Below are 12,403 nucleotides of genomic sequence, written 5' to 3'. Positions count from 1 at the left end.
AGTACATCTTCTTTAAAAAACTTTAAAACAAATTTGGTATTTTTGCCGCTTAATTTAGATTACAATATATGTTAAGAACAGTAACTTGTGGTGCACTTACCCTCAATAACTTAGGAGAAAGTGTTACCCTGTGTGGTTGGGTACAAAAATCGAGAGATTTGGGCGGCATGACTTTTATTGATATCCGCGACCGTTATGGCATTACACAACTGGTTTTTAACATGGATGATAACCGTGAGCTCTGCGAAGCAGCACGTTCATTAGGTCGTGAGTTTGTAATTAAAACTACCGGAACCGTTGTAGAACGCAGCAACAAAAACCCAAAAATGTCAACCGGTGATGTAGAGATTAAAGTTTCTGCTTTAGAAATTTTAAACGCTGCAAAATTACCTCCATTCATGATTGATGATGAAACAGATGGTGGTGATGAGTTGCGCATGAAATACCGCTATTTGGATTTACGTCGTAACCCAGTGCGTAACAACTTGGTTTTACGTCATAAAATGGCACAATCTGTTCGCCGTTATTTAGATGGTTTAGATTTTATTGAGGTAGAAACACCTGTTTTAATTAAATCTACGCCAGAAGGAGCAAGAGATTTCGTAGTGCCAAGCCGCATGAACGAAGGTGAGTTTTATGCTTTGCCTCAATCGCCACAAACTTTTAAGCAATTGTTAATGGTTTCTGGTTTTGATAGGTATTTCCAGATTGTTAAATGTTTCAGAGATGAAGATTTAAGAGCCGATCGTCAGCCAGAGTTTACACAGATTGACTGCGAAATGTCGTTCATCGAACAGGAAGATATCTTGAACACTTTTGAAGGCTTAATTCGTACGCTATTTAAAGAAGTTCGCAATTATGATTTGCCTGAAGTTCCACGCATGCAATATGCAGATGCGATGCGTTTGTACGGTTCTGATAAACCAGACACACGTTTCGACATGCAGTTTGTAGAGCTGAACGATTTGGTAAAAGGTAAAGGTTTTCCGGTTTTTGATAACGCTGAATTGGTAGTAGGTATCAATGCTAAAGGTGCTGCAAGTTACACCCGTAAGCAGTTAGACGAGTTAACTGACTTTATCAAGCGCCCGCAAATTGGTGCTACAGGATTAATTTATGCCCGTCACAACGAAGATGGAACTATTAAATCTTCGGTTGATAAATTTTTCAACGAGGAAGATTTAAAACAATGGAGCAAAGCATTTGCTACTGAAAAAGGCGATTTGCTTTTAATCTTGGCAGGTTCTACAGATAAAGTGCGTAAGCAGTTAAACGAACTTCGTTTAGAGATGGGTAACCGTTTAGGCTTACGCGATAAAAATACATTCTCAGCACTTTGGGTATTGGATTTCCCTTTATTGGAGTGGGATGAAGAAACGGAACGTTACCATGCCATGCACCATCCTTTTACTTCGCCAAAGCCAGAAGATATTGCTTTGTTAGATACCGACCCGAAAAACGTTCGTGCGAACGCTTACGACATGGTGATTAACGGAACCGAAATTGGCGGTGGTTCAATTCGTATTCATGATAGAGCATTGCAGGCTTTAATGTTCAAACATTTAGGTTTTAGTGCTGAGGAAGCGCAGAAGCAGTTTGGTTTCTTGATGGATGCATTTGAATTTGGCGCACCTCCACACGGTGGTATCGCTTTTGGTTTCGATCGTTTGACTTCGATTTTTGCCGGTTTGGACTCAATTCGTGATGTAATTGCTTTCCCTAAAAATAATTCGGGAAGAGATGTGATGATCGATAGTCCGAGTACTATAGATGATAAACAATTAAAAGAATTGAAAATCAAAACTGATTTGTAGACGTAATCCTTTGTTCTAAAACACTATAAACAAAAAATGCGCTGATAACTTCAGCGCATTTTTTTGTTTATTGGAATTCTTATCCGTAAATATCATTCAGCATTTTTGCCAGGCGAACTCCACCTTTAAGCAGCTGCTGATTTAAGGTTTCCACCCAATCAAAATTGTAGCGGTAACTCAGTTTGGAATCTGGCTTAGTGGTTTCGTAAATTTTGTTACAAACCAGGTAAGATTCATAAACATTTTCTTTCAAACTGGTATTTTGCCAGTTGTACAATTGAACTGCAGAAGGATGGTTGATTGCTTTTGCATATTCGGTATAACTCAATTGTTGGTACTCGATCAACTGTTCATCCCAAACGCGGTGCAAGTTTGATTTTTCGTTAAACCACAAAACAGAAACGCGGTTTCCGCCTAAATCCTCTTTACGGGCAACATGCATGGGTTGACATAAATCCCCAGCCATGTGCACCAACATCCGTAATGCTAATTTTTTTTCATCAGCTGTGCTGCCAGGTTTTTTTAAAACTGCAGTTAATTCAATTATTTTGTTGTACAGGTTGGGAGATTTTTCCGTTTCCAAGAAATTGAAAATCCCTTCTTTGTTTTGTGCGCCTGGCAAGTTTACGAAATGCCAGTTGTATAGATAATTATAGGTAGAATCCGACTTAATAAAATCGCCCCAGTTTGCCGACATGGCCAAGGTTTCTGAACCTAAAATGGCTTGAATCGCTTTGCGGGTTTTAGCCTTTAAATAACTATCGGCAATTTCACCTACAACTCTATGCCCAATCATTCCCCATGCATTAACTTGCGTTGGTAAATAAGCCAACAATCCAATAGCTGCGGCAATAATTAACTTTCTTTTAATTGATTTGAATTTCATTTTATAATTCTTTTTGTACGCAGGTAACTTTTTCTTTTAGTGATAATAAGATTTCCCGCTGATCGCTCATACTTTCCAGAATCAAGCTATCGGGAGATTTTCTTTTAATCAGGAAGTTTCGTTCGTACCTGCCGATGCGATAACAACCCGAAATTTTTTGTTTGTAATTGGCGTGTGTGAAGGTTGCTCCAACAATCAGCGTATCGCCTTTAACAGCATAAATTCCCTTTGCGTATTCTTTCCAAATGCCATTATTATAGCAGGAATCTTCGTAAAAGTTAACTTTGCTATGGGTTTCAAAGTCGATGTAAACTGAATCGCAGCTAAACTTAAAATGATGCTTGGTGTAGTTGCTCAATTTATTGCTGTAGGCAACAGAATCCTGATTCCAAACACCCTGCATAAAATCTTCGCCTTTGCCCTGAATGTTTGGCAAACGAGAGCAGGAGCTTAAAATACTCAAAAGGTAGAAGGCGAAAGGTAAAAAATAAAGATGCTTCAACTGAATAGAACCTTTAATTTTTCCCAATGGATTAAACATAATATTAGTAAGCATACTATTTAAACTCATTCGGAGGGAATTGATTTGGAAAGCTTTTTTTCGCGTTAACTGTGTTGCTAATTAAGATAAACAAACCGACAGCAAAACAGATTCCGGAAAAAAAACTGATTACCCCAGCGATGGTATAGTAACTTGTAGTTTCCGTCATCGAAAGATTGCGTGATTGCATAAAATAAGGCATCAAAAGGCTGTAGAATCCAGTTAACACTAACGATAAGCCCGAACCGATAAGCAGTAATATAGAATCGGCCTTTACTTGTTTCGAAATATAATAACAACAAGCAATGAAGATTATTAATGGCGAGATAATGGAAACCAAGCTGAATAATGATGTCAAAACTGAATCACCCATGTTTTTATGTTCTGCATTTCAATTTGCACCATGCAAACTGAGTTTTTATTGCTGTATTTTATTAAATAAACCCGATTGAAACGGAAAGCTTTTGATTAAACCTATAAGGTCTTTAAGACCTTATAGGCTTGAAAAACTTGCAGCAAAAATCGGGGCTATCGAATCCGAAGAATGAATGACCCTGCTTTTCTAAAATGTCAAACCTCAAAGAAACTTTGCTTTTCTAATGCAGTGATATGAGCTATAGAAAAAAGTTCCTCACTCCTGGGGAGGCTAGGAGGGGCCTTTTTATTTCAAACTCCCAACCATATCTTCCGGACGAACCCACTCATCAAATTGTTCGTTGGTTAATAATCCCAATTCAACTGCTGCCGCTTTCAATGTTTTATTTTCTTTATGTGCTTTCTTTGCAATTTTAGCTGCGTTCTCATAGCCTACATGCGGGTTTAAAGCAGTAACCAACATCAATGAGTTTTGTAAATGTTTCTCAATTTCTGGTAAGTTCGCTGTAATTCCTTCCGCACATTTAACAGTAAACGAAACGCAAGCATCGCCAATTAAACGAGCAGATTGTAAAACGTTTGCAGCGATTAAAGGCTTGAAAACATTCAATTCAAAATGACCAGACATGCCACCAATTGAAACGGCCACGTCGTTACCAATCACCTGAGCGCAAACCATTGTCAACGCTTCTGGCTGGGTTGGGTTAACTTTACCTGGCATAATCGAAGAACCCGGCTCGTTATCAGGAATAACAATTTCACCGATGCCGCAACGAGGACCAGAACTTAGCATACGTACATCGTTAGCCACTTTCATTAAAGCAACAGCCGTACGTTTTAAAGCGCCAGAAAGTTCAACCATCGCATCATGCGCAGCCAAAGCTTCGAATTTATTTGGTGCCGTGACAAAAGGCAAACCGGTTAGTTCAGCTATTTTTTGAGCCACCAAAACATCGTAACCTTTTGGCGTATTCAATCCTGTACCTACGGCCGTTCCACCCAAAGCCAATTCAGCAACCATAACCAAAGCATTTTTAATGGCCCTGATGCTGTTATCGATTTGCTGAACATAACCCGAAAATTCTTGCCCTAAAGTTAAAGGTGTAGCATCCATAAAGTGCGTACGGCCAGTTTTAACGATGCCGCTAAACTCTTCCACTTTCGTAGCCAAAGCATTGCGCAATTTCTCTAAACCGGGAATGGTATTTTCTATCGTTAATTTATAGGCTGCAATATGCATTGCAGTTGGGTAAGTATCGTTAGATGATTGCGATTTGTTCACATCATCATTCGGGTGAAGCACTTTCTTATCATCGGCCAAGGCACCACCATTAATTACGTGAGCACGGTTTGCAATCACTTCGTTTCCGTTCATGTTACTCTGCGTACCAGAACCAGTTTGCCAAATTACCAATGGAAATTGATCGTCTAAATCACCGGCAATAATTTCATCACAAGCCTTTGCAATTAGTTCGGCTTTCTCGGCAGAAAGTACACCAAGCTCGGTATTTGCCAATGCCGCGGCTTTTTTCAAATAGCCAAAAGCATGAATAATTTCTTTAGGCATTGAACCTTCAGGTCCGATTTTAAAGTTATTGCGTGAGCGTTCGGTTTGTGCACCCCAGTATTTGTCGGCAGGCACTTGCACCTCGCCCATGGTATCGTGTTCTATTCTGAAACTCATTATATTTTGATTTTTGTTGTCGCAAATTTAAGTTTTTTGCCTATAAAGCAAGGTATTATCTTCGATATTTACTGAGGTATTTCCTTCGGGTTGATTACAGATGAGGAGATTTCACTAATTAGATTTTGGAAAGGTGCTGAAGTGGTTGTTGGGGTAAGTTCGGCCCCGCTGATTCGCTGCAATCTTTTTGTTAAACCTTATAGGTTTATTTTACATTGCGCTATTAAACCTATAAGGTTTGCAAAAGTATTTCCGCTGCCATCGGGTTTAGATAGCTTAGGAAACTACTGCAAATAAAAGGTGCAAAGTGCAGGTTTTGGCTAAAGCCCCAAATGTATATCTTGTATTCCATTGGTTGAAACCAACGGCAAGTAATGGAAGGCTGCACATATTTTCATTTATGTAAGACTAATCATTTGTTTTAAACACACTCGCTATTTATTGCCGTTCGGCTTTAGCCAACGGAATCTAAATTCTGCTCCAAACCATTCAAATACTAAGTTGCTAGTTTCATTTACTATTTTGGCATTTTGTAAGCCAAGTTTTAAGCAGAGGTTTATGAAAATATTTATTTTATGAAAAAGATAATTATATTTCTTACAGTTTACACTATGGCTATTTGTCAGGTGGTTGTTTCATGTGCCCAAAGCATAAGAAATGAAAAATATATTGGAGGAAATTGGATTGATTTTTCAGTTGATGCGCCGCCAACTGAAGTTTTTGATCATAATGTATTTCCTAATCAGCCTAATGTAATGTTTAATTATATTCCGACTTCTAAAAAGATAGCTTTTTCTACCTACTTTTTAAAAACAGATACTTTAAGCTTATATAGATACACCATAATTCTAGATCATGCACCAATCAAACTTAATCAAAGTTTTGAGGGGCTTAACGTTTATGAAGACAAATTTAATCCCCAGTTAAATAATGTTAATCTAGGAGCCTATAACATTGCCAATAAGATTCTCACTATTCTTCTCTATAAAACTAGCCAACCCGATAAGGTTTTCAAAAGTATTTACTTTGCTAAGAGTATCCAACCAGCTAAAATAAATTCCATAACAAAAGGGGTCGTCTTTGATGATGGAGGAATTGGAACAACCGCTGATCCAGATAATATAAAAGATATTCTGCTATCTAATGACACCAGAACTTTAAATATTGTTATAGACAAGTCAGATATTGATTTTTTGTATTGCGTAATGATTAAGGATCAAACTTCAGGTAAGATTATTTTTAGTTCCACCTCATGGAATTATGATAATAGCCATTATGATGATGTTTCGGATGACTATTTACCATACGTGTCCATAGATAAAGGTATTTTTAAAAAATCGGGAGATTATGAGGTTATTATAGAGCCCTTTATTCAGGGTGGTACTTCCAAAGCAGCAATAGAAAAATTTATAACTAAACATAAGATTTCTATAAACTTTGAAGAAGAGAAATTTTTCTCTACCAAACAACTCATTACTTCCGGTTTATTATTTGCATTAATAGCCGGTGCAATAACAGGCGGTTTAGCAGTTTACATAAAAAACCAACAAATCAAGAAAAAAGTGGCGGCAGAAGCCAAACAAAAAGAAATCGCCCAACTCCAGCTCAACTCTGTTCGCTCTCAACTTAATCCACATTTCTTATTCAATGCCTTGGCTGGCATTCAAAATCTGATGAACAAAAACGAGATTGATAACGCCAATCGGTATCTAAGCAAATTTGCCCGCCTTACCAGAAATGTTTTAGATAGCAAAGAACTCATCAGTTTAATTGAAGAAAAAACCTTATTAGATGATTACCTGCAAATGGAACAGTTGCGATTCGGGTTTCGGTATAAGATTAATGCTTCAGCAGATTTAGACACCGAGAATATCGAAATACCAGCAATGTTATTACAACCATTTGTAGAAAACGCAGTTAAACATGGTATTGCCGAGAAGGGAAAAGATGGTGAAATTGCCGTTAGCTTTGAAAAGCAAGTTTCGAATTTAGTCCTTAAAATAACAGACAACGGCAGCGGTTTTGATACCACGCAAACATACGATGGCCTGGGCTTGGCTTTAAGCAAAAATAGAATATCTTTACTAAACACAGTTTACAAAGACACGCCTTTCATTTTAAACATTCAATCTGATACAAACGGAACGATGATTACAATTACTTTATCACAATGGTTATAAAATGAGGGCGATTTTAGTAGATGATGAGCTGGCAAATTTAGAAAACCTACAGGTTTTGCTGAGTACGAATTGTCCTGATGTTAAGGTTGTGGCCACTGCTAATAATATCGATGATGCCTTTGAAAAAATCAATCTTCATCGTCCTGATTTGCTTTTTCTCGATATCCAGATGGGTAAAACCACCGGTTTTGATCTGTTGAACCAGCTTGGTGATAAAACCTTTGAAGTCATTTTTGTTACGGCTTATGATAATTATGGGATTCAGGCGGTAAAATTTGCCGCCCTGGATTACCTGCTCAAACCTGTCGACCCCGATGAATTGATGGTTGCTGTTTCAAAAGCGGAAAACCGAATTGCAAATAAAATGAGTGGAGAGCAACTCAATTTTTTGCTCAATCAAATTAAACGTAGCGAGCCTACTGTTCCTAAAATTGCCCTCCCGCAGCAGCACGAAATTCGTTATGTTTCTGTTGATGATATTGTACGTTGCGTTGCAGATAACACCTATACGTTTTTTCATTTATCAAGTAGTGAAAAAATTTTAATCTCAAAACCGCTAAAAGAATATTCTGATTTATTAAAACCACAAGGTTTTGTAAGGTCGCATCAAAGCCATTTGGTCAACCCTAAATTTGTAAAAAGCTGGCTGAAAGAAGATGGTGGAACTTTATTGATGAACAACGGCGATAAAATTCCGGTTTCGAAACCGAACAGAGAAATCGTAAAAGCTATTTTGGGCAAGTAGCCTAATTCGGCAGTAAAACAAACCTCGCAGGTTTTGAAGACCTGCGAGGTTTACATCTTACATTTTTGTACTTTTGCGGCTATGTCAGTTATTAAACCCTCATTAGCAAAAGGTACTCGCGATTTTACGCCTGTTGAAATGGTAAAACGCAACTTTATTTACGATACCATTAAATCGGTTTTCAGGAAATATGGTTACGCAGAAATTCAAACACCAAGTTTTGAAAACCTATCTACCTTAACCGGAAAATATGGCGATGAAGGTGACAAATTGATCTTTAAAATTCTGAATAGCGGAGAATATTTAAAAGATGCAAAGAAGAAATCATTCGACTTCGCTCAAGATGATAACAGTAATCAATTGATTCCACTAATTTCTGAAAAAGCGCTCCGCTACGATTTAACCGTTCCCTTCGCTCGTTATGTAGTGATGCACCAACACGAGCTTACGTTACCTTTCAAACGTTTCCAGGTGCAACCCGTATGGAGAGCTGACCGACCGCAAAAAGGAAGATACCGTGAATTTTATCAATGCGACGTAGACGTTGTAGGTTCAGAAAGCTTATTAAACGAAGCAGAATTCATCCTGATTTACAATGAAGCTTTGGCCAAATTAGGATTAAAAGATTTCACCATAAAAATTAATAATAGAAAAATTCTATGACTGTAGCCATCGATAAACTGGATAAAATTGGCTTAGATGGTGTAAGCAAAGAGTTGCTAGAACGTGGTTTTACAGAGGATGATTTGGAAAAGCTTCGTCCGGTTATTTTGTTAGAAGGCACAAACGAAGAAAAATTAAGAAGTTTAAAAGAAGTTTTAGCAACATCTGAAACCGGCTTGAAAGGCATTGCAGAAATCGAACAAGTTTTTGATTATGTAGAAAGCTTAATTTCTTATGCTTTACCCCTTACCGCGAAACTTGAGTTAGATATCACTTTGGCTCGTGGATTAAACTATTATACAGGCTGTATTTTTGAAGTTAAAACCAACGAAGTTGCCATGGGCAGCATCGGTGGTGGTGGCAGATACGATGATTTAACAGGTATGTTTGGGCTGAAAGATTTAACAGGAGTTGGCGTTTCTTTCGGTGCAGACAGAATTTACGATGTTTTGGAAGAACTGAATCTTTTCCCTGCATCAGCAGAAATTGGAACGAAGGTCTTAATCAGTAATTTCGATGCTGAAGCAGAAAAGTTTGCCTTACCTATTTTACAACAGTTCCGAAATGCAGGAATTGCAACCGAGCTTTATCCTACATCAGCGAAGCTGAAAAAGCAAATGGCCTACGCGGATGCCAAGAATATTCCCTTTGTAATTTTAATTGGCGGCGATGAAATTGCAAGCGGCGAGTTGACACTAAAGGACATGCAAAGCGGTGAGCAGAAAAAACTGACAGTACTGAGTATCTTAGATTTACTTAAATAAGTAATAATATTTTCGAAACTCAAAAAGTTAAAACAATTTTCTAGTCCAGATTATTATCTATTTATAAAACTCAAAAATTATGATAGACCCAGAAGACGAAGGTTATTCGAACGATCCGAACGATGCTTTACGCAGAGAGGACGATACAGAAAACATCAATGAATTAGATGGCGACGATTCCAATATAGAACACGACAAAGACCTATTGGAACAAGCAGATGAAGCCTCGAGATCATCATACGAATTAAACGTGGATGACTTGACGGATGAAGATGACTTAGATGACTAAATAAAAAGCCACAGATTTTCAGATTTAAATCTGCAAATCTGTGGCTTTTTATTTTAACGTGAGTTCTACTCCCCGGCTTATCTTCTACTTTACTTTGCTTTCGGCTTATAGGTTTCTGGATTAACCGCAGAAACTGTCCATCCCTTTAAAAAGGAGTTGATTTTCTTAACATCATGTCCTACTTTTTTCTTTCCATTAGCACCAATTTCATCGGTTTCAAGATAAGATGAGTTTTCGATATGAAGCACTTTTCCTTTGCCATCCAAAACCACAAAAACTGGATAACCGAAGCGATTAGGAAATCCCAAGTATTTCATTGCCTCATCGTTATGGTGATCTTTATCCCAGTTTACTAAAACATATTCATAATTGTCATTAATGGTTTGTTTTAAAACCGCAGTTGTATCAACCAGATTATGAAAAGCAATACACCAGCTGCACCAATTTCCGCCAACCTGTACTAAAACATGTTTATTTGCTTTTGCAGCCTTTTCAGTGGCAGCTTTTAGGTCGGCCAAAGCATTTGCCTCAGGATTGTAAATATGAACGCCTTCTTTTTTTGCCTGGCTAAATGCAGCACTCGAAATAAATACAGCAGTTAATATGATTAGTAATTTTTTCATGATGTCATTATAATAATGCAAAAATAATAAAGTCGATCAGATTAATAGATTACCAGCAGATTCTTTACAGAAGGAATACATTTTTCAATTGCATATCTTTGCTAAAATAATGGATTTTTTAGACTTACATACGCACAAAGCATCGCAGATTAAAGGCATAACCAGCATTCAAAGTCTTTCACTTACTAGCGATATTTTTCTGGCGATGCCTAAAACTAAGCCAATTTCTATTGGCTTGCATCCATGGTATGCAACGTTAGAAAAGCTCGAGATCCAAATGAAATATTTAAGTGTTTTGGCCAGGCAGAAAAACGTGAAATTGATCGGCGAGTGCGGTTTAGATAAACTGAAGGGTGAAACCCTGGCGAATCAAATTATTATTTTAGAAAGTCAGATAGCTCTTGCGGAAGCGCTAAATAAACCCCTTATTTTGCACTGCGTAAAAGCCTTTTCAGAATTGATCGAAATTAAAAGCCGCTTTAAAGTGGAAGTTCCAATGATTATTCATGGTTTTAACAAGAAGGCCGAAGTGGGGAAACAGCTAATCTCTAAAGGATTTCTCCTCTCTTTTGGCTCAGCGATTTTACAGGAAAATTCGGGTGCGCAAAAGCTGATCCAAGAAACGGATAGCTTTTTTTTGGAAACTGATGATGCAGAAACTCCAATTGAAATAATTTATGACGCAGTAGCAAATTTGAAAAAATGTTCTGTTGATGAGTTGAAAGCACGTATTTTTGCGGACTGGAAGAAATTGAAGTTGTTTTAATAAACCAAGGATGGACACAGATAAATACTGATTATAGTGTTCTTTTTGAAAGTGTTTAAAAATAATCAGCCACGGAAGCACAAACTCACAGAAAAAATTCCGTGTTAATCAGTGTTTCCGTGGCAATAAAAAAATAAATTAATTGCAGATTTGCAATACAGATTAAAAATTTAATATCTGTTCATCCTTTTTATCTATGGTAAAAAATTAAGCAAAATGTCTGATACAAGCTGGCTTTCTCGCTCCGCCCTTTTACTTGGCAATGATGGAATCGATAAATTACAATCGAAACACGTATTAGTGATCGGTTTGGGAGGCGTTGGTTCTTTTGCAGCAGAATTCATTTGCCGCTCTGGTATTGGCGAAATGACGATTGTCGACGGCGATGTGGTTGACCCTACCAATCGCAACCGGCAGTTGCCTGCTCTGGCTACCAACCATGGTGTAAGTAAGGCGGCAATTATGCAAGATCGTTTATTGGCAATCAATCCCGAATTGAAACTACATGTTGTAAATACCTTTCTCACCCCAGAAAAATGTCGTGAAATTTTAGAGTCGAAATTTGATTACATTATGGATTGCATTGATAGTGTGATGCCGAAAATCACCTTGCTTTCTACTGCGCTGGAAAAAAATATTCCTATTGTAAGTTCAATGGGTGCCGGCGGCAAAATGGATCCCACTAAATTGAGCATTACGATGCTTCCAGACACTTACCAATGTGTTTTTGCCAGCTATGTTCGTAAAAGATTGAACAAACTGGTTGGCGCAGATAAAATTAAGGCCGTTTTTTCTACTGAGGCAATGGATAAAAATTCAATGATTATGACCGATGGAAGTAATTTTAAGCGTTCTGCTTATGGCACCGTTTCCTATCTTCCTGCTGCATTTGGTGGTGCTTGTGCATCTGTAGTGATTAGAGATCTACTCGGGCTTTCAATAGAAATGGCGGAGCGGCCAGCAAGGATTAGCCGTAAAGTTCTGGCAAAAAAGAAAAAGAAAATTTCTTAGATCTGTTTTCTAATATAGAACAGTCAATAGGTTTTGATGTGATTGTTGATATTCTCATTTCT

At 37.7% G+C, this 12,403-nt stretch carries 11 protein-coding genes and 1 pseudogene; 7 read left to right on the top strand and 5 right to left on the bottom strand.

Annotated features, from left to right (window positions below; all coding sequences use genetic code 11):
- Window positions 1-68: 68 nt before the first annotated feature.
- Window positions 69-1,814, top strand: a complete 1,746-nt coding sequence (gene aspS / locus ASE92_RS00795; RefSeq protein ID WP_056848220.1) for an aspartate--tRNA ligase — start codon at window positions 69-71, stop codon at window positions 1,812-1,814.
- 79 nt (window positions 1,815-1,893) lie between these two features.
- Here the strand turns inward: aspS and ASE92_RS00790 are convergent, their stop codons facing one another.
- The 4 genes from ASE92_RS00790 to fumC all read right to left on the bottom strand — a co-directional run bounded on the left by ASE92_RS00790 (window position 1,894) and on the right by fumC (window position 5,300).
- Window positions 1,894-2,700: a S1/P1 nuclease gene (locus tag ASE92_RS00790; protein ID WP_056848219.1), complete on the bottom strand. Its 807-nt coding sequence runs from the start codon at window positions 2,698-2,700 to the stop codon at window positions 1,894-1,896.
- A 1-nt stretch (window position 2,701) separates the two neighbouring features.
- Window positions 2,702-3,271 (bottom strand): hypothetical protein, encoded by a 570-nt coding sequence (locus ASE92_RS00785; RefSeq protein WP_056848218.1) that lies wholly within the window; start codon window positions 3,269-3,271, stop codon window positions 2,702-2,704.
- Complete coding sequence (locus tag ASE92_RS00780) at window positions 3,258-3,614, bottom strand: hypothetical protein (RefSeq protein WP_056848217.1); 357 nt, start codon at window positions 3,612-3,614, stop codon at window positions 3,258-3,260. The genes ASE92_RS00785 and ASE92_RS00780 overlap by 14 nt, the downstream gene beginning before the upstream one ends.
- A gap of 288 nt (window positions 3,615-3,902) precedes the next feature.
- Complete coding sequence (fumC, locus tag ASE92_RS00775; protein ID WP_056848216.1) at window positions 3,903-5,300, bottom strand: class II fumarate hydratase; 1,398 nt, start codon at window positions 5,298-5,300, stop codon at window positions 3,903-3,905.
- Between the two features lie 575 nt (window positions 5,301-5,875).
- Between fumC and ASE92_RS00765 the strand changes: the two genes are divergently transcribed.
- The 4 genes and pseudogenes from ASE92_RS00765 (at window position 5,876) to ASE92_RS00750 (ending at window position 9,941) form a co-directional block, all read left to right on the top strand.
- Window positions 5,876-7,480 (top strand): sensor histidine kinase, encoded by a 1,605-nt coding sequence (locus ASE92_RS00765; RefSeq protein ID WP_082454866.1) that lies wholly within the window; start codon window positions 5,876-5,878, stop codon window positions 7,478-7,480.
- Between the two features lies 1 nt (window position 7,481).
- Window positions 7,482-8,225: a LytTR family DNA-binding domain-containing protein gene (locus ASE92_RS00760; protein ID WP_056848213.1), complete on the top strand. Its 744-nt coding sequence runs from the start codon at window positions 7,482-7,484 to the stop codon at window positions 8,223-8,225.
- Window positions 8,226-8,306: 81 nt separating this feature from the next.
- Window positions 8,307-9,652, top strand: a pseudogene (hisS, locus tag ASE92_RS00755) (histidine--tRNA ligase).
- Between the two features lie 79 nt (window positions 9,653-9,731).
- Window positions 9,732-9,941 (top strand): hypothetical protein, encoded by a 210-nt coding sequence (locus ASE92_RS00750; RefSeq protein ID WP_056848212.1) that lies wholly within the window; start codon window positions 9,732-9,734, stop codon window positions 9,939-9,941.
- Between the two features lie 89 nt (window positions 9,942-10,030).
- Here ASE92_RS00750 and ASE92_RS00745 read toward each other — a convergent pair whose 3' ends face one another.
- Entirely contained in the window at window positions 10,031-10,564 is a 534-nt protein-coding gene (locus ASE92_RS00745; RefSeq protein ID WP_056848211.1) for a thioredoxin family protein, read from the bottom strand.
- A 109-nt stretch (window positions 10,565-10,673) separates the two neighbouring features.
- Between ASE92_RS00745 and ASE92_RS00740 the strand changes: the two genes are divergently transcribed.
- Together ASE92_RS00740 and ASE92_RS00735 are read left to right on the top strand one after the other, a co-directional pair.
- Window positions 10,674-11,330, top strand: a complete 657-nt coding sequence (locus tag ASE92_RS00740; RefSeq protein ID WP_056848210.1) for a TatD family hydrolase — start codon at window positions 10,674-10,676, stop codon at window positions 11,328-11,330.
- A gap of 216 nt (window positions 11,331-11,546) precedes the next feature.
- On the top strand, window positions 11,547-12,341 hold the full coding sequence (locus ASE92_RS00735) for a ThiF family adenylyltransferase (RefSeq protein WP_056848209.1): 795 nt from the start codon (window positions 11,547-11,549) through the stop codon (window positions 12,339-12,341).
- Window positions 12,342-12,403: the final 62 nt, after the last annotated feature.

This window comes from Pedobacter sp. Leaf41, from assembly GCF_001422545.1.
Lineage (GTDB): Bacteria > Bacteroidota > Bacteroidia > Sphingobacteriales > Sphingobacteriaceae > Pedobacter.
This window is presented reverse-complemented; position numbering and strand designations above follow the sequence as displayed.